The 19,275-nt window shown below is 66.8% G+C and carries 11 protein-coding genes and 2 pseudogenes; 12 read left to right on the top strand and 1 reads right to left on the bottom strand.

What is annotated here, in order from left to right:
- The first annotated feature begins 74 nt into the window (after positions 1-74).
- From fxsT to OG219_RS26495, 12 genes and pseudogenes are all read left to right on the top strand, one after another.
- Positions 75-2,951, top strand: coding sequence for an FxSxx-COOH system tetratricopeptide repeat protein (gene fxsT, locus OG219_RS26445; protein WP_266830442.1), 2,877 nt, complete (start codon positions 75-77; stop codon positions 2,949-2,951).
- Between the two features lie 393 nt (positions 2,952-3,344).
- Positions 3,345-3,908 carry a hypothetical protein gene (locus tag OG219_RS26450; RefSeq protein ID WP_266830444.1) on the top strand — a complete coding sequence of 188 codons (564 nt, stop codon included), beginning with the start codon at positions 3,345-3,347 and terminating at the stop codon, positions 3,906-3,908.
- Positions 3,905-5,023, top strand: a complete 1,119-nt coding sequence (locus tag OG219_RS26455; protein WP_266830446.1) for a hypothetical protein — start codon at positions 3,905-3,907, stop codon at positions 5,021-5,023. Before OG219_RS26450 ends, OG219_RS26455 begins: the two co-directional genes overlap by 4 nt.
- 528 nt (positions 5,024-5,551) lie before the next feature.
- Positions 5,552-5,890 carry a hypothetical protein gene (locus tag OG219_RS26460; protein ID WP_266830448.1) on the top strand — a complete coding sequence of 113 codons (339 nt, stop codon included), beginning with the start codon at positions 5,552-5,554 and terminating at the stop codon, positions 5,888-5,890.
- Between the two features lie 236 nt (positions 5,891-6,126).
- Positions 6,127-6,627 (top strand): transposase family protein, encoded by a 501-nt coding sequence (locus OG219_RS26465; protein ID WP_266836237.1) that lies wholly within the window; start codon positions 6,127-6,129, stop codon positions 6,625-6,627.
- Positions 6,628-6,639: 12 nt separating this feature from the next.
- A pseudogene (locus OG219_RS26470) lies at positions 6,640-6,744 on the top strand (transposase); the annotation flags it as partial.
- A gap of 93 nt (positions 6,745-6,837) precedes the next feature.
- Entirely contained in the window at positions 6,838-7,629 is a 792-nt protein-coding gene (locus OG219_RS26475; protein ID WP_266830450.1) for a transposase, read from the top strand.
- A 269-nt stretch (positions 7,630-7,898) separates the two neighbouring features.
- Positions 7,899-8,210 carry a CU044_2847 family protein gene (locus tag OG219_RS26480; RefSeq protein ID WP_266830452.1) on the top strand — a complete coding sequence of 104 codons (312 nt, stop codon included), beginning with the start codon at positions 7,899-7,901 and terminating at the stop codon, positions 8,208-8,210.
- A complete protein-coding gene (locus OG219_RS26485; RefSeq protein ID WP_266830454.1) occupies positions 8,207-9,043 on the top strand; it encodes a serine protease in 837 nt (278 codons plus the stop codon). Before OG219_RS26480 ends, OG219_RS26485 begins: the two co-directional genes overlap by 4 nt.
- Positions 9,040-12,678, top strand: a complete 3,639-nt coding sequence (locus OG219_RS26490; RefSeq protein WP_266830456.1) for an Hsp70 family protein — start codon at positions 9,040-9,042, stop codon at positions 12,676-12,678. The genes OG219_RS26485 and OG219_RS26490 overlap by 4 nt, the downstream gene beginning before the upstream one ends.
- A 784-nt stretch (positions 12,679-13,462) precedes the next feature.
- Positions 13,463-13,561, top strand: a pseudogene (locus tag OG219_RS48275) (TniQ family protein); the annotation flags it as partial.
- 185 nt (positions 13,562-13,746) lie between these two features.
- Entirely contained in the window at positions 13,747-14,886 is a 1,140-nt protein-coding gene (locus tag OG219_RS26495) for a hypothetical protein (protein WP_266830458.1), read from the top strand.
- A gap of 289 nt (positions 14,887-15,175) precedes the next feature.
- Here the strand turns inward: OG219_RS26495 and OG219_RS26500 are convergent, their stop codons facing one another.
- Positions 15,176-19,225 (bottom strand): trypsin-like peptidase domain-containing protein, encoded by a 4,050-nt coding sequence (locus OG219_RS26500; protein WP_266830460.1) that lies wholly within the window; start codon positions 19,223-19,225, stop codon positions 15,176-15,178.
- Between the last annotated feature and the right edge of the window lie 50 nt (positions 19,226-19,275).

A 19,275-nucleotide genomic window follows, 5' to 3' on the forward strand; every position in this document is an offset into this window, starting at 1 on the left:
GCGCCCCACAGCATTACTGTCCCAGAATCTCGGCAACAATGGAAACAATGCTGCATGAGAGGAGGCGAGAAGGTGTGAGCGCGCACAGTGCCGGCCGCCCCGTACGACCTCTACCGCCCGATCTCCCACCAGCCTGGAAGGATTTCGCAACCGCGCTCAGACGTTGCCGCGAGGCAAGCGGGCTGTCGCTACGCCACGTCGCCGAACGCGCTCACCTGAGCGCAGGACAGCTCTCCAAGATCCTTAACGGATCGCGTCTGCCGAGCACAGGGCAGCTACTCGCCCTCCTCGATGCAGTCAGGGCGACGGAAAGCGACAAGCAGCAGCTCGTTGCCTTCCACGAATCGGCCGTGGCGGAGCGCGATGCGACAACTCCTGCAAGCCGTGAGCCCACCAACCTCGCGGCCATGCAGGATGACCGCCTCTCCGTGCTCTTGGGCACGCTGAAGGACGACTCGGGCCTCAGCGTCCGGCAGATCGCAGACCGTATGGCGTCGCGGGGCATCGATGTGGGCAAGTCGAGCGTCGACCGTGCCCTCCGCAACCCCAGCCTGTCTCCCCAACTGAGCATCCATACCGCCGAGGTCCTCATAGAGGAGCTGCCACCGGAACAGCAGGGACCGGTCCGCGCCGCCCTCTTCCAGGCCACTGGCGGCGGCCGGGCGCTTCCCTCCTGGCCTCTCCAGATCGGAGTCATGCCCCGCCGTTCTGCCGGCTTCCAGACGCGCGCCGAAGCCTATGAGCTTGCCTCAGTACTCGCGGACAGTAACGAAGCAGGAACCCGGACGGCGGTGCTCTGGGGCATGGCCGGCTCGGGAAAGACTCAGATCGCCGCCGACTACGCCCGCAACGCCTGGGCCACCGGCAAGCTTGACCTGCTGCTATGGCTCAATGCTGACAACCGCACTGCGGTGCTCGACGGATATGCCCAGGCGGCCGCGTACCTCCTGGGCGCCGATCTGGAGGATTTGGGGGCGTCAGCGGAGGCGTTCCTGGCCTGGCTGGAACCTAAGCGGGAGCAGCGTCCATGCCGCTGGTTGATCGTGCTTGATGACGTTTCAGCATCCGACGATCTGAGCCCTTTGTGGCCGCCATACAGCCCCCACGGCCGCACGCTGGTGACTTCCCGCCGCCGGGACGCCGCGCTCGCAGGCCAGGGACGTCGTCTCATCGGGGTCGGTCCGTTCACGCAGAACGAATCTGTCGGCTATCTCACCGCCGCGCTCATCGACGTGAATCGCTACGGACCCGCTGAGGAACTCGCGGGCCTCGCCGAAGACCTTGGGAACCTGCCGCTGGCGCTGTCGCAGGCCGCCGCCTATCTCATCGACTCCGCCTATAGCGCCGCGGACTACCGTCGGCTGCTCGCTAACCGCCACGTCTCGCTCTCTGACGTCGCCCCCCAATTCCTGCCCGACGACCAGCACTCCACCGTGGCCTCTGCCTTGGCCTTGTCCATCGAGCGCGCGAACGAGTTGCGCCCGTCCGGTCTGGCCGCACCGCTGCTCGAGCTTGCTGCCTTCCTCGGCCCTGTCATTCCTGAAGCCGTACTCACCTCGCAACCCGCCCGCGGCTACCTCGCCCAGGCTCGCGACCTCTCGCCGCGACCAGGACACAGGCGGGACAGAAAGGCTTCTTCGCTCGGAGTGGAGCAGGCGGAAGCCGAAGGGGTTGTGCGGGCGTTGCTCCGGCTCAGCCTCGTCGACCATGATCCCGAGCTTCCCAACTCGCCTGTGCTGGTTCACCCGTTGGTCCAGCGCGCGGTCCGCGACTCGTTGCCTGTACTTGACTATGCCGAGGCTGCCTGTGCTGCCGCAGATGCCCTCGCCGCCGCCTGGCCCGAAACGGAGAGCGACACCGCCCTCGACCACGCTCTGCGCAACAGTGCCATCGCCCTGGTCGGCTATGCGGAGGATGAGCTCCTGCAACCGGCCGTGCACTCCGTGATGTTTCGCGCTGGACGCAGCCTCGGCCAAAGCGGGCAAGTTGTCGAGGCGCGCGCCTACTTCACCCACCTCACCGACCGCATTGCCTCCCAGCTCGGAGCTGACCACCCCGACGCACTTGCTGCCCGATTCGAACGGGCACGCTGGAGCCGGGAAGCAGGGAGTGAGGCTGAGGCTGCCACCATGCTCTCGGAACTGGCCGGTGACCAACTCCGGGTATTGGGCCCTGATCACCCGGACACTCTGGCCACACGACACGAACTCGCCCGCTATATGGGAGAAACAGGAGACGTGACCACTGCTCTCGGCACTCTGCAAGACCTCCTTGAGCGCACAGTTCAACGCCTGGGCGACGATCACCCCGACACCCTCCGGACCCGACGCAGCCTTGCCCACTGGCAAGGTGAAGCTGGCGATCCCGGCACTGCCGTTGCTGTTCTTTCTGACGTCGAGTACGCCATGAGGCGCATTCTCGGGCCTAACCACCCCGACGTCTTCATCAACCACCTCCTCCTTGGCCACTGGCTGGGAGAAGCGGGCAATCCCAGTCAAGCGGTTGATGTCCTCGCGTATACGCATCGGAACATGCAGCGTGTCCTCGGCGACAATCACCCCGACACACTCACCGCCCTGAGTGAACTCGCCCAGTGGATCCGAGAGGCGGGCAGTCCGGCGGAAGCCGTCGCGATGCTCACAGACGTCGTAGCCCGCATGGAGCGCACCGTGGGCGAGGACCATCCACGTACCATCAGTGCCCGGGACAACCTCGCCATCTGTCAGGGCACTTCAGGGGATCCGTCCACGTCCGGTAGCGCCCTCGCTGCCCTTCTGTCTCGCTCCATCCGCGCTCTGGGAAGCAATCGCCCCGACACCCTCACTGCTGGAGACACGCTTCCGCCGTACGCCCGCATGGAGAACAGGACCGTGACCACCTACCACCGCAGGGGTGAGGTCGAGGTCGAGGTCGAACCGAGGGCCCGAGCTGACGGCCCAGGTCCGCGATGACAGCGAAGTCGAGCAGCGGCGACCAGCGCAGCGGCTCACCTGTACGCAGCCGCGCGGCGCATAGGGGGGACTCTCCCGCCAGTGCGATGCCACCGCCGTCGCCTCGCATCAAGGCGCCGTCCAACACGTCCTGCTGGGCGGCATGGGCTGCAACGAAGAGATCGTCCGATGGACGCCTGTCGTCTCGGCATCTGTAACCCATCACCGGGCTTCGGGCACGTGGCGTATCCGCGGTGAGGCGGGTGAGTCGAACACCCCGCCAGTCGCGTAGACATGCAGCGCGGCGGTTACCTTCACGGTCCTCTCCGTAGGGCCAAAGGGTCAGCCTGGGCTGTTCATGGCGGTTTGGGCGCAGCCGTATCCCGGCCGCCGGATTGCCTCTAGCCTCGGCTCATGGACTGGTTCATGGCTGCGATGGTCGGCGCGGCCGGGGGCGCGTCCATGGAGGCGGTCGATGTCATCAAGTCCATCAGGTGGCACCGGCAAATGCCGTGGGATGTCCGCTCCGACACGATCGATCCGCCGCAGCGAAGGGCTGATCTTCGGCCTGGTGAGGAGCGGCTGCCCGCGCCGGGGTGGAAAGCGTACTGCGTTGCCGGGGTGCTGCGGCTGCTCGTCAGTGGAGCGTTGACGGGGGTCGTGGCTTCCAGTTTTCCGCAGCGTACGAATCCGCTGGTGGCGTTCTTGGTCGGGTTGGGCGCATTGTCGGCGGTTCAGCAGGTCAGCACGCTGGTGCCGTTGATGGTGAAGAGCACGGGCCGGGCTGCTCTGGGTGGAGTGGTGGATCAGGCGCAGCAGCAGACGCTGGCCCCTCAGCAAGGCGGACAGCAATCTGGTGCTGGGGTTTCGGGTGATGCCGTGCCGGGGGCCGAGACGAGTCCTTCAACAGGGGTGCTGCAGGCGGATCCTGGATTGGCCGCACAGCAGGATCCTGCGGGCGGAGGAGGTGCGCCATGACGGTTGCCGCGGAGTCTTTCGTAGGTCGCGTCCTGGCAGTGTTCTCACGTCGCTCTCCTGCCTTCCGGCCCCCATCGACGGTATCCGGGCAGCTGGACGGACCGGGCAGTGCTGCCGCGACTGGCAGCGATCCGGGGCGGAGGCTGGTTGAGGTATCGGCGCGGTGGACGTCTGTTCCCGCGGAGAAACGGATCACTCATCGCCGCGAGTTGTTGCATCTGGCGACCTACCTGGAGTCTTCCGCCACGTTCATCGAGAAGGCCGGGGAGCTCGATCTCTCTTCCGACAACCCCTTCGACTACACCTTCAACCGTGAGCTCCGCAGCGCGCTTGAGCAGGCTCTGGTGATCGTCCAAGATGAGAGTCGCGCTCTTTCGGCGCCCGAGGTGGTGGTCAGCCTTGAGGGCCTCCTCCAGGATGCGCTTCGACTCTTGCAGGTCCCCGTTGACACGTGGGAAGGGTCCTCCGGTGATGAAGCCCGGTTGTTCTTCCAGGAGCTAGAGCGCATCGTCGAGGAGGCCCAAAGGCTTGGCTACCGGGTCGGCGCTCCACGTGGGCGTGATCCTGCCCTTGAGCGTGAACTCGAACGTGCGCAGGGCATCGTCGCCAGCCTCTTTCTCTTCGCCGACGGCGTGGCTCCAGTCAACAACCGCAAACGGGGCCGAGCCCTCGAGCATGGCTTGAGGGCTCTGCAGCGACTTGTCGGCGTACTCGATCACGACGCCGAAAGCTTCGACCGTGACCGCGGCTGGCACTGGCCCCACTTCTTCATTGAAGATTTCCTCCACATCATCAGGTCGGACACGTACTTCACCTTTGCCCTCGCCCTGGACCCTGCGCGCTCTCTCAGCCTCGCCGGCGACCTGCGCGATGCTTGCAACAACCTTGCTGAGACGGCAGAGGGCTTTGGTGGCGCCGACCTGTCCAGTGTCGACCTGGACGGGGTCGACCTCACGGGGATCCGCTGGGACGGCACCACCCGGTGGCCACCCGGCTGGGCGGATCGCATCCGCGTGTCGTCCGTGGAGGACCCTCCTCAATCCGGAACCTTCATCGTCGTTGCCGAGGGGGGCCACGACTTCACCGATCCCGTATCGCCGACCGTCATGTCCTGACGCCGCACGCCGACTGCAAAGGCGAGAGGTGTGACCGTAGGCGGTGGCCTGGCGTTCATCTGACGATGGCCACGAACCGCCGCTCGAGACCCGGAAGCTGCGCCGCACAGGGCTGTCTCTGTTGATCGCGGGGAGCTACCGTGTGTGGCGGGGAGGGGACAATGCGATACGAGCAGCGGATGTACGCGCGGCTGAAGTTCTTGGAGCTGATCGCTGAGCTGTACGAGTCCGCGTTCGAGGACTTCTTCCACCGGATCATGTGCGCGCGGTACCCGCAGTTCCTGGACGTGCGGACGCACGGTCGGTTGGGTGATCAGGGTGCAGACGGTCTCATGTTGTACGACCGCAAGCTGTATGCCTGCTATGCGCCACGGACCGTGGACACCTCGGAGATCAAGCGCAAGGTCGAGTTCGATCTTGCGAAGGCGCTCGTCAAACGGCGTGATCAGTTCGACGCGTTCGTGTTCGTGCACAACGACCGCTGTGGGATGCACCCCGAGATCGCCACGATTCTGTCCGATCAGCAAAATGCCCACCCGGGCTGCGGGTCGAAACGGCACCGTGGATGGCTATGCCACCACGCTGAGCAGGCTGCAGGCCGGCGAGCAGTTCGCCTACGTCTTCGACGTGGGCGACGACTGGGCCCACCTCTGCACTGTGGCGGAAAAGCGCATCGATCCCCTCGACGAACTCGGCGAGGCACCCGACCGCCCGGTTCCCTACTGGGGCTGGGGCAACCTCCCGGACCAATATGCACGCCGCTGGGACGGCGACGACGGCCAGTCGCCGATGCCGAACGGGCCGGCCCGCGGGCTCAGCGACCTGCCTCCGATCCTGCCGTGGTGGGGCGAGCACCGCCGAGGATGATCTCACGCTGCGTACACAAAGTGGCCGCCGGTGGGGAATCGAAGGGCTCATCCAAGATTTCCGTGAAGCCGGTCGATGCTCCTGCGCGCCCGTGACGCTCCGTGAAGGGGCCGAGGACACTCGGGGCGTGTGAGGATCTGCTGAAGTCCCTGCTGCCGCACCTGGCCGGGGTGCTGGTGGAGCAAGTGAGCGTGGAGAGCGGGGTGTTACACATCCGGGCGTGTACCCGCAGTGAGGTGGCGCCGACGTGCCCGGACTGCGGGGCACGATCGAGACGCCGGCACAGCGGATACGGGCGGATGTTGGCCGACGGGGCGGTCGGCGGGCGCAGGGTCGTGATCGATCTGGAGGTGCGGCGCCTGTTCTGCGACAACTCCCATTGTGAGCGTGTGACGTTCGCCGAGCAGGTCGAGGGGCTGACCCAGCGATACCAAAGGCGCACGCCACTTCTCCACCGGCTGCTCGCGGCGATCGGCATCGTGCTGTCGGGCCTGCCGGGCGCGAGACTCGCGGCGCTGCTGCCCGCGCCGGTGAGCAGGACCACCATGCTGCGCCTGGTCATGATGACGCCGGATCCACCCGCGCCGACACCACGGGTGCTTGGCGTGGACGACTTCGCCTTCAAACGGTCCCATGTGTATGGCAGTGTGCTGGTCGACTGCGAGACCGGCGCGTCCGTTGACCTGCTGGAAGACCGGGAAGCGGATACCTTCGCCCGATGGCTCACCGGCCGCTAGGGCATCGAGGCGATCTGCCGCGACCGGGCCGGTGCTTACGCTTCGGCGGCATCCGCCGCGGCCCCCCATGCCGTCCAGATCGCAGATCGGTGGCATGTCTGGAAGAACCTCTGCGACACCGTCGAGAAGGCCATCGGCGCACACCGCAGCTGCCTCGACCCACCGAACGAGCCCCGGCCCGCCCCGGTCGAGGGCGGCAGGCCGGAGGGAGTGCAGGCGGCCCAGACCAGGCGTCGGCACGCCGAGGGCCACGCCCTGTACGACAAGGGCGTCGGCATCGACCGCATCGCCGCCCAGCTCGGCCTGGACCGCAAGACGGTACGCCGCTACGCCCAGGCCGCCACCGCCGACGACATGATCGCCCAGTACCCGCGCCGCGGCCGCCACGGGATCGCCCGCTACGCCCCCTATCTCAACCAACGGTGGAACGAGGGCTGCACCGACAGCGGACGGCTGCACCGCGAACTGCGCGAGCTCGGCTACCTCGGCAGCGCCCGTAGCGTGCGCCGCTGGCTGGAGCCCCTGCGCGGAACCGATCCGCCGCTGGGCGGCCTGCCCGAAGCGCCGACCGTTCGCCAGGCCACCACCTGGTTCACCCGTCACCCCGACGGCCTGACCAGCGAGGAATCGCTCCGCCTCAAACAACTCTTGGAGCGTTGCCCGGAATTGGCCGACACCGCCGCTCACGTGCGGGAGTTCGCCAAGATCATGGACCGGCTGGACGGCACCCGGAAACTTCCCGGCTGGATCGACAGAGCCGAAGATGCCGAGCTCCCGATGATCCGCGCCTTCGCCCGCAACCTCCGCAACGACCTCGACGCCGTCATCCAAGGGCTGACCAGCCCCTTCAACTCAGGCATCGTCGAAGGCAGAGTCACGGACCTGAAATCGATCAAGAGGCAGATGGCAGGACGGGCGGGCTTCCCACTGCTGCGAAAACGCGTCCTGCTCGTGGCCGCCAGCCGCCGAGTGCCCAGAGTCACGAAGCCGACGGCCTCCTGACCGGCTTCATGGAAATCTTGGATGAGCCGTATCCACTGACCGCCGTCAGAGATCACGAAACAGGGCAGCCGAATCGGAGCTCGCCGAGCGAGGATACGCGACTGACCGCCATTCATGGCGCTCGCCCAGATTCGTGTACTCCGGATCAACGCCTCGACCATCAACTTCCGTGTTACAGACAGATCTTGTTCGGAGAAGCCATCGCGTGCGACATCCTGCGTGGCTACGCTTCCGGAAGGTGCAAGACGTAGACGGGGGATTTCACGGTCATGGCCGAGGTCAGAGTCGAGACGGTCGTCCTCGATGCCGCGGGAAGCCGCCAAATCGCCGCCAGGACACGGCCGACGTCGTCTCTGGGCGACCGAGCCAGCGAGGTGGAAGAGGCCATCGTGCAGGCTTCATCAATCGCCCAGCAGTCGCTGGCTCAGGTCCCCGAACGTGACGGCTGGCAGGTCACCAGCATGGACGTCACCTTCGGGCTGACTCTCGCAGCAGAGGCTGGCGTCATCCTCTCCAAAGCCTCCGCAGAAGCTTCGTTCGAGGTGACGCTCACGGTGGAACGGGTTTCGGGCAGGCCATGACCAGCGCGGGATACTGGGTCGACCTCTACCAGGGACAGCAGCGACTCGGGGGAGGCTTCCTTGTGAACCGCCAATATGTCCTCACCGCACTCCACTGTCTGAGCGAACTGACCGCGTTCGACGCGGACCTCATCATCGTGCTGGCCGACGGCACCCGGGTGGAGGGGAAGGTCTGCAGCCAAGACAAAGAGGCAGACCTGGCGCTGATCGAGATCTTTCCCCATTTCGAGGTCGCCCAGCCCATCCCCGTGACCGGAGTCGCTCAGGGCGGCGACCGTTGGCGCAGCCCCTATCGGCCGGCCGGGAACGAGGTAGAGCTCAGCGGCCGCATCGACAACGGGGCATTGCCCTATCTCTGCGAGGGCGGTGCCGAAATCAAGGCCCTCCAGTTGACTGCCAACCAGCAGCTTGGCCGCTATTCCGGATACTCCGGCGGCCCCGTTGAGGGCATCCCTCAGGATCGGGAGCCGACGCTCGTCGGAATCCTCCTGGAGCAGGTACCAGACCGCGCCGACCCGCGCAGCGGCCGCAATACCAATGTGCTGTTCGCCGCCACCATGGGGGAGGCGATGCGGCGCTTCCCCCAGTTAGATGTTGAACATCTCATGGATAAACTGCGCCCCGGCCGCCCCGAGCGCGTTCCGCAACGCGACTCCGAGGAGGGCCTGTCGCCTCTCGCGCAGACGGACCTCATAACGCGCATCGAGACCGTGATCCACCACATCCAACAACTCTCCGATCATGGCGTCATGGACCCCACGTCCACAGAGCGGGTCAAGTTCCTTGCCGTGAAACTGATCATGCAACAGGACCCGGGCGTGGGTGAAGCATGAGCAACACGTGGCAGGAAGCGATCGCCTTCGCCGAGCGCGCACTACAGGGCGAGAACTCGGCCCGCTCCCAGGCGGCTCGCGCGGTCGAGCCTCTCTGCACGGAGCGGCTGCCACTCGATCGGCCGACGATGGGCAAGGACTTCGCCTACCTCGTCTCCCTGCTCGACGCCCTCGGCCTATACAACGCGTCACAGGCGTTGCTGGAGCATCTGACCTCGGATCTCGTCCAAAATCCCCGCGCGCTGGATATGGACGAAGCCGGGTGCAATCAACTCGCGGTAACGCTCGCTGACCGGGGGCATCTCGCGACTGCGGCAAAGCTGCTCGCGGACTCGGCCCGATCCGGCTCCGCGTCGGCCACAACGCTGGTGAACCTGGCATCTGTGATGTTAAGCCAGGACGATTCCGCAGGGGCCGCCGACTGTGCAGCCCGCGCCCGCCGTGCAGCAGGCCCTGCCGAGGGCGACCAAGGCTCAGAGGAGTGGCTGGACATCCAACTGCTGGCGACTGGGCTCCTTGTTGCCACAGCCCGCAGGGCCGATCGGCACGCGGAGGCAGACCAACTGGTGGAGGAGCTCGAAGGCTTCGCCCGGGACCTCGTCCGCCTGCTCGGCAATGACCATCCCAAGTCCGTCTCTGCCCTGGTCACACTGGCCTCGGCCGAGTTCGAGTCAGCCAAGGCCGCAGGCGATCTTGAGCGCATGGAACGCGCAGCCGATGTCATCGCCATCGCCGCACAGCGGATGTCTGCCACATTGGGGATTCATCACCCCCGCTCGATCTCCGCGCTACGAAGCCTGGCAACGGTGGAGTACGAGTCCGTACAGGCACTCGCCGCGCGCCGAGGTCTTCACAGTGCGCGTGCACTCGTAGCCACCGCAACACAGCGAGCGGCTGTTTGGCAGCCCCGGGTATCACCCGAAGTCCAGGAACTCGACGCAGCCCCGGACCACTTCCTCGCGGCCCGCGAGTCGGACTCCCACCACGCGACCGCGCTCTTCGGGGTGACACAGTATGTGAGCAAGGCCGTCGGGATCGACCTGGGGACCACCAACAGCGCGGTGGCGGTGATGAATCCGACCGACACCGACATCGTGATCCACCGGGACGCGATGAACGCCCGCACGACGCCGAGCTGTGTGTGGCGCAACCCGAACAACGGTGAACTGGTCGTCGGCCGCAAGGCGTTCGCGCGCGTGGGCAGCACCCCGGAGCCGGTCACCTCCGTCAAACGCCTCATGGGCTCACCGGGCACGGTGAAGCTCGCGGAGAACGAGGAGCGCACCCCCGTCGAGATCTCGGCGGAGATCCTGCGCGAGATGAAGCGGCAGATCGAGCAGGACGTGACGGGCTTCGGGACCCCGGACGTGCGCTGGGTCGTCGACCGGGCCGTCATCACCGTACCCGCGTACTTCGACCAGCCGCAGATCGACGCCACCCGCCAGGCGGCCGAGGCCGCCGGACTGCGGGTGGTGGACCTGCTGCACGAGCCGACGGCCGCCGCGATCTACTACTGCTGGCGCACCGGCACCCGCGACGGCACCTTCCTGGTCTACGACCTCGGCGGCGGGACCTTCGACGTCAGCGTGGTGCGCTGCAAGGCGGCCGACTTCAGGGTGCTCGGCATCAGCGGCAACACCATGCTCGGCGGCGACGACATCGACACCGCCCTGGCCGGTCACCTCCAGCAGCTGCTCCGGGCCGACGACTGGGCGATGGACCTGGACCTGAAGAACAGCGCGGAGGACCGGCTGCGCTTCCGGCAGTTGAAGACCCTCGCCGAGTCCGTGAAGAAGGGCCTGTCGGACCGTGCGGAGTTCATGCTCCGTGACTCCGGCGGGCTGAGTGACAAGGACGGGCAGCGGGTCGTCATCGACACCGTGATGGAGCGCGCCCAGCTGGAGCAGATCGCCCGGCCCCTTCTGGAGCGCACCTTCCAGTACTGCGACGAGGCGCTCGACCAGGCGACCAGGGAGGCCGGGGTCACCCTCGCCGACATCGACCAGGTCATCCTGGCCGGCGGATCGACGCATCTGCCCCTGGTCCGGGAGATGGTGCGCAGCCGGCTGTGCTCCCCCGCCCCCGGATCTCCCGCCCCCGACTCACCGCGGGCCAGGTGCACGGAACCGGTCTACGAGCAGGTGGACACGGTCGTCGCGCTGGGCGCCGCCGTGCGCGCCTCGGCGGTGGGCGGCCTGGACATCCTGAACGAAGAGCGGACGGTCCAGGTGGGCTTCCGCGGCACCGGGGTCACGGCCGCGGACCGTACCGTGGTCGGCGGCACGGTCGAGGCCCTCGACCCCGACCTCGACCTCACCGACGGCTCGGTGCGGCTGACCACCGAGGAGTACGAGGACGAGGCCCAGCTCAAGGCCGGCGGCAGCTTCGCGTTCACCCGCATTCCCATCCAGCCGGACGCGCAGAGCCTGCTCACCCTCGAAGTCTTCGACGCCGAGGAGGAGTTGCTGGCGACCGTCGGACGCGCGGTGGTCCACGACCGTGACGCCGGAGCCAAGCCGGTGGGCAATCCAACCAGCGCGGCCATCAACGCCAAGGAGATCCTGCTGGAGGTGAAACGCGAGGGGCGGACGGTGCGCGATCCGCTGATCCCGGCACTACGGTCGCTGCCGTTCAAGAACCGCTACGGCTTCAGCCACCCCGGTGACAAGTCGACCGTGGAGTTCCGGCTGTTCCAGCAGGCCCGCCCGATCCAGGTCATCAGGGTGCCGGTGCCGTCCTCCACCCCCAGGGGCACGGCCATCGACCTCGATGTGGAGATGGACATGCACTCGCTGATCACCGTGCGAGGCTCCATCGGCGACCACCCCTTCGAGGCACTCGTCGAGGTACCGCCGGAGACGGAACTGCCGAGCGACGACAAGGTGGCCGAGCTGCTGCGCGCCTTCGGGCAGAGCGTCGAGTTCCTGCCGGCCGGCGAACAGAACGTGCAGAAGGCCAAGATGGAGATGGCGAAAGCAGCCTTCACCGAGGCCCTCTCACGCGGCGAGAACGCGGTCGCGGGTCACGAGTTCGAGGAGATGCAGGCGATCGCCGATGTCACCGGCAACGCCCCGACCGGGGATCTTCAGCCGCCCCGGGCGGACTTTGAGAAGCTCGTCAAGGACTGCGGCCAGCTCAACCGGTACGTGGCCTCGATCAGCGCCGAGGCCGAAATCCCGCACGACGATCGGGAGATCACCCAGGCCGTCGAGGTCCAGCGGGACCATGGCGAGCGGGCGCTGAGCGCGGGCGACCAAAGGTCGTACTCGGAGGTCATCACCCAGCTGCAGCACATCTTCGACCACCTGCGGACGGTGGCGTACCGGCACCAGCAGGAGAACGAGCCGGTCGCCCCGGCCGAGGTGGCCGCGTCCCGGCTGCAGAGCGCCCTGGAGATGCTGCGCCACGTACGCAACCTGGCCCAGGGCTCCCGCAACGCCACGGCCGATCACCGCCGGCAGGTGGCGGACATCGGGCAGCGCCTCGACGCCCTCCAGGCCGTCATCGCCCAGGACCCGCACCGGGTCCAGCAGGAGGCCGCGCAGGACCGCCAGCGCCTGATCCGGCTCAAGACCATCCTCACGGGTTCGTCCGACGAACCGGGCGGCGTTGGCATCCCCGAGGCTCTGGGATGACGGCCGCGACAACGACCGTCCGCTGCCCCGTGGTCCTGTGCCGCAAGGAGAACGTGCCGCCGCCAGGACTTCGGCGTAGATGGGGACGAGCAAGCCAGCCTCGGCAGCGCCACCTCGTCGCGGGTACGCGCCAGGACGCGCAGTACCCCGCTCTCCACGCTCACTTGCTCCACCAGCACCCCGGCCAGGTGCGGCAGCAGGGACTTCAGTAGCTCCTCACACTATCTGAGTGTCCCGACCCTATTACGGAGCGTCACGGGCGCACGGAGACATCGGCTGGCTTCACGGAAATCTTGGATGAGCCAAAACAACTGGCCGCTGACACACAGGCCACAGCACTTCGTCGGTGGCCCGATCACCACGGGCGGCAACCGTAGTACCGTCACGCACCGGCAGGAGATCCCCAACAGGCCTGCGGCATGGGGAGGGGCGTGTGGAAAGCAGTCGGCTACCGCGTCGGCTCCCGGCGCTGCTCGCCCCAGCTGACGGCGAAGCATTCGCCTCCTGGCTGACCCGAGCAGCCACCGACCTGGTCATTGCTCCTGGGCAAGCCGCGCAGGCACTGGGGCTCGAATGCCGCCCGGGCACGATGGTGCACCCGCGGTTCCTCGGCACCGCGCTGACCTTGCGTAGCCTGCGAGCTGCCGAGGCAGCAACAGGCCTGGATGCGCAGAGCCTGAAGGCAATGCACTTGTCCCGATACGCAGGGACAGCTCTGGACTTCACACGGCTGGACCTGGCCTCGACTGTCTCAGTTGTACCGATGGCCCGACAGTAGTGGGCACTGTTCACCTCCAGCCGCGTTTGCCCAAGGTGTCTGGCAGAGCGGATCGTGTGGCCGCTGTGGTGGCGCCTGGGCGTCGCAGCGGTTTGCCCGGTCCACCGAGTGCTGCTGGTGGACACCTGCCCACGTTGCAGGCAGCGCTTGGGCCGCAGTTACCTCGGCCAGCCCGGAGGACTGATCACCCGTCAAGGTGTCTTGGACCCGCGCGATGCAACAACCGCTGGCTGCCGGGCGAACGCCGAAAACCTGACCTGTGCGACCAGAAGCTGGCAGCCCTGCCCACCATGTCGGTTCCGGCAGCGCTCGCCGATCTTCAACGCCGCGTGCTGGATATCGCAGGCGGGCAAGCGGCCCAGGTCGCCGGCAACAAGGTCGATCCGGCGCAGTACTTCTCCGCATTGCGCTTCACCGCGGCGCTCGCCCGCCGCGCGGCTTCCCACGACGATCTCGCCGACAACCCCCTGCTGCCTCCTACGGCAGCCGAGGAGTTCGCCGATGACCAATACGTTCGGCAACAAAAGAAACGCGGCGGAGCCGACGTGCAGTTGAGTCGGTGCCCGCTGAGTGCTCCCCAAGCCGCCGCCGTCCTTGCACTGGCCGATCAGGTGCCGTCCACCCCCGACGCCCGCAGTTGCCGCGCGGCACTGGCCCCGTGGATGGAACGAGCAGCGGTCCTCCGACGTGCAGAGCACAAACCCGAGCCGCTCCGACTCGTCACCCTCCCGCCCTGTCTGGAACCGCTGGTGCGAGCCGCAGCACCGCGCAAGTCTCGCGTAGCGGGTGCCCTCGCCGCCCGCGCCGCCTTCCCCACCCGGATGACGGCACGCCATCTGCCCCAACTGGTGGACGAGACCGACTACACACAGGTGCTCGCTACCCACCTTCCCGGCACGGCCCCGCTTACGGGCAGGCGCGTCGGAGCCCTGGCTCTGGCCCGGATCGCCGGCGCCACCAGCTGGCAGGAAGCTGCCGCCGACCTTGGAATGGATCCGCGCGAAGGGGAACGCTCCGCCAACGTCGTGGTCCAGCGGATCAACGATCCGGATGCCTTCTGGCAAGCAGTCGAGGAACTCGCCTTCAGGGCTGAGCAACGGGGCCTGGTCGACTATGCCGCCCGCCGCAGGTCCCTGGCTGGTCTGACCGCTGTGCCGTATGTTGTGCTCTTCCCGGTATGCCGCCAGGTCGGACGCGACGTCACCTTTCAGCGCCGTCGAAACGCGGCTGCCTGGGTATGGCAGCACCTCACAGGCGGAGACGGGTACGAGGCTCCCGCCTACGCGCCCGAACTGTGGCCGGGCACCAGTACTAAGTCCGTCCGGGCAGGCTGGCGCCGATTTGCCGCCTGGATCCCCGACCCTGTCGCCCAGCAACTGGTCGACTTCGGACGGAGTCTCCTTGATGGTGAAGCAAGCCGAACGTCCTGAACCCCTGTGGCGTTAACAGACGAAATGCTACTTTTCCGGCGTTCGGTGCGGCCTGGTCTTTGAAACACGCCTCAGGGTCTGGTGTTGCGACCACCTTTAAAACCCAAACAGCCAACTGGCGCCAGAACACAGAGTCGAAGCCACCGGTCCGACACGCGAGGCTGGCCAGTGACGGCCCGTGTCATCAACGGAGTGAGTGACTCCCACTCCACGCCGGCGAGTTCATGACGACGTATCACCCCACCATGATCCATCATCCGGTGATCTTTGAAGACATGCCCGCTAGCACTCAGTGCCGACTTGCGTGCGTCATCCGATCGATGAAAGCCACGAAGCACGTCCCCGTCACCAAGATGTCGGCGCGCCCAGCGGCGGCCAGGAGGGATGGGGCCACCCCGTAGCCGAAGCCCTTCGCCAAGAGCGACGGGACTCTCTCCGGTGCACCGTCGAGGGCTGCGGCCGCCAACTGGCCGAGACGCTGAGCGCGTCTGTCGTCCGGAAGCCGTTCGATGAATTCGACACCCGCGTCCCACAGGCCAAGCTCGCCTGCAAGATCAAGGACGCGCCCCTGCCGTTCCCGCTCCCAGTGCTGCCTCACCCACCACGATTCCCCCGTACGTTCCTCATCCGCCACCTGCTTGGCGAAACGGCTGTACAAAGCCCCCGCAAGCTCTCTGTCCTTGCGGACGGTGACGCGCAGGAGTTTGTACACCTCCGGCTGGTGGGAGGTCGCCGAGGCCCATACGGGGCTGTCTGGACCGTTCGCCGATTCCGCGGCGGCTTGCAGATCGTCGGTCTCCGCGTGCAGCGTGGCGATGAGGAGTTGCCCCAGGGCCTGGCGCTCCTGGTCCTGTTCGTTCGCCGAGGCAGTCTCAAGCTCTAGCAATAGTTCGCTGGCCCGCAATGAACCGCCTGCCCGCTTGCGATGAACACGGACGAGGAACGCCATCAGGCGCACGGGCACGCGGTGCCCGGCGCGGGCCAGATCCTCGATCGACTGCAACAGCCATGAAGCGCGTGCCTGATCATTGATGCGCAACGAAATCCTCAACAGATCGCACAGCGCCTGCAGATGCTGCTTGCGCGACATCTCCGGGTCGCTGCAGAGCCGTTGGGCGCGGTCCATACCTTCCATAGCCAGCGGCATCAGCCGCCGACGCGCATATTCTTCTGCGTAGGCGATCCAGGCGAAGGCCTGTGCGTCCGCATGCAGCAGACTGTCCGAGAGCAGGCGGGCGCTGCGGTCGCGGTCGATGCGGACACAACCGCGTACGGCCATGATGATGAAGTTCGTGACGCGCGCGGCGTACATGGTGTCGTCGCCTTCGTCAGGGCTGCGTTGCTCGATGTAGTCGACAAGCAGTTGCAAGGCTTGGTCGTCCATGCCGCTGTCGAGGCCGGTCCGCAGGCAGGCTGCCACGGTCTCGGCCTCCTCGTATCTGCCGTAGTTCATGGTGTTCATGACGGCGATGGCCTGGGGCCATACGTCCGGCTCTTCGGCCCAGTGGCGCACAAGCGCTCGCCGTGCAATGACCGTCGACACCCCTTGTCCCGCTTGCTGCAGCAGCCACTGCGCAAGGTCCGGTCGGCTTGCCCTGGCGGCGCCCAGAGCGCAGGCGGACAGCCGGGCGCCTGCCGCTGCCCGCTCGACGACGGCCTGAGCACCACTCTCAGCCAGCATGAACCCGTTGCTGTCCCACTCCTCTCGTCTGACCAGGACCGTGACCACGTCGGCCAGCCCGGAGATCGCTTCCTCTGACTCGCACCAGGCGCCGGCCCGATGGGCCTTGAGGGCTTCGACGCACCGGTCCTCGGCCGCCTCCAGTACCGCTACCAGGGATGGATGTTGTGGATGCTTTCTGGCAGCAGTCATAGCGATGCCCGACAAGGCAGCGAGTTGCGCTTCGCTCTCGATGTTGGCGATGCCCAGGGCTTCTTCCATGTCCAGGGCGTAGATCATGCCCGGCAGAGCGAAAAGTTCTCCCCGGTCAGCGGCTTCTCGAGCGTAGGACCACAGCCGTTGCCGAGGTCGTCCTCTGGGGCGGGAGAGGAGATCCGCATAGAAGCTCGGCATCGTTGTGCCGTCGGGCAAGCCGCCGGAAGTTACTGTTCGGACGTCCTCCTCATCCACCCGGAGTTGCTGCAGCACGGCCCACCTCAGACCCTCCCCTCCCACGGTCCGGGCGAGGTCGGCCAGAGCGCTGTTCAGGCGCCGTGCGTCATCGCCGGGATGGTGTGTGGCGTCTTCGACAGCGAGGTCCAGCAACCGCAGTGCGTCACGATGCTGGGAGTACTCGTGCGCAGCCAGCCCTAGACGGCGAAACAACCAGGAACGCAGCGAAGTTGGCGGCTGTTCTCGAGCGATGCGCTCAGCGCGCTCGGGGAATCCGGCGTCGGCCCAGGCCACCGCCATGGAGGCCGGCAGCCCCAGAGCCGGGCGCCTGAGGCTTTCCAGCCGGCTGCCGCGGTCCACGATGGCTTTGAGGGGCGGGTTGGGCTCTTGGCTCAAAGCCCGTAGGTGGCGTTCACTGTCCAAGCGAAGCCGGAGGTCGGCTCCGGTGCGACGCAGCAGCAGAGCGGCCCAGCGATCGGAGTCGAGCAGTTGGCCCCATGCCGCGGTCTCTCCTGTGCTCTCCAGGTACGCCGTGTATTCGTCGGTGATCCACTGAGGAGTCTCGTCGGGCCACTCCGCGGCGGCCCAGCGGCTGGCACAGCGCGTGATGACGTCCTGCCAGTACGACCGCACCGACTCGAACATCTCCGCCGTGAAGGTGACTTTGAGCGTGGTATGCGTGAAGACATAGGCGGCGTCAGTCGGCTCGCCCTCGCGCCGCACGATCGAACGGACGGCGACGTCCGTCAGCAGGTGCGTGATCCGGTGCCGGGTGAGGACGAGCTCCGACCCGGCCTGCTTGGTGAGAGCCTCCAGATCCGCCACTGTGAGAGGGCCCAGGAGCGCGATGAGCGAGAGCAATCCATGGATCGCGGAAGCGGGGTCGGCCAGCAGGTGGGAGAGCTCCGCCTCGGCCCGCTGCCGGGATGCGGCCGAGACCGCGTTTGCGAGCAGTTTGTACACATCACATGCGGCTTCGTTCGCTCCCCATGCTGAAGGCTCCGGCACCGAACGACTGAAGATCACTACGTGCGTGCGCGGAAGGGAACCGTCCGGCAGGTGCATCAACAACTCCTGCTGTTCCGCCAGTTCGTCCAGCCCGTCGACCAGGAGCACCAGATCTCTCTTTAGCCGCTGCGCACGCTGCGCAGCCTGCGTCCACAGGGCGGTGAAGGTCATACTGGGAGGGCCCGGTGGGAGGGCCATGTCGAGCAAGGCGGCGAGTTGATCGGACACGGGCCACCAAAAGTCCGCCTGCTGACGGGATCCGGTTCGGGAGCAGAAGAAGGACACGACATCCAAGTCGGGCGGTGGAGAGGCGGCGAACGACGAGGCGAGCGTGGTCTTCCCGACCCAGGACTCGCCGGCCCACACCGCGCGCCTGCCACCTGAGCGGCACCAGCGCATGAGCTCGCGCAGTTCCTCGTCCCGCTGTCTGACCGGGCCGGTGCTGTCGGCCAGCCGCCTGACCACCTCCGTGTACAGGGACTCGCGGTGGACGAAGGGCAGTGGTGCGGCGACATCGTCCGCGTCGGGAATCATGAGCTGTGCATTTGCGAGCAAGCGGCGCAGTTTGCGGCTGTTTTCCTGGGGCTCGCCCGCCGCAATCGGGGCTCCCAGCGTGGGGGCGTCGTGGCCGGTCGCCACAGAGAGAGGTACGGCCTGAAGGTGGGGGCTGGCGCCGGGTTGTGCCGTGCGTGTCACGACGGCGACGAGAAAACCATGTGCGAAGACGGGGGCTCCGGACATGCCGTTCCATGGACCGAGGCTCCCCGTGGTCGCATCGACGCCCAAGTGCAGGACGCCGTCCCGCCAGGCTGTGGCGAGCGGTATCTGGGCTTGCACCTCGAAGGAGTTGAGGTAGGGCTGTCCTGTTGCCTCTATCCGTTGCCGGGCGTGGTCGGGGTATCCCAGGGCGGTGCAGTGCAGGCGGTAGGACTGCCTGGGATCGCGTGCGACTCGGCCTGGCATGATCGGAGGCACCGGCAGCAAGGCGTCCGGCGTGGCTTCGCACAGGCCGAGCACGGCGATGTCTGTGAACTGGCCTTGACCGCACCAGCGGATTTGTGCTGCGAGGCGTGGGCTGCCGGCCACAAGGCCGAACCGCACGTCGATGGCGACAGCAGCGTTCACCACGTGGCGTGCCGTGAGAATGAGGCCGTCGGCGATGAGTGCACCCGTTCCGACGGCGCGCGAGCCGTCGGGACTCAAAGCGTCGATGGCCACGACGTGTTGTGCTGGGTATGTCTCGATGCCGACCGCCCCCCACACCATCT

This window comes from Streptomyces sp. NBC_00038 (assembly GCF_026343635.1).
Lineage (GTDB): Bacteria > Actinomycetota > Actinomycetes > Streptomycetales > Streptomycetaceae > Streptomyces.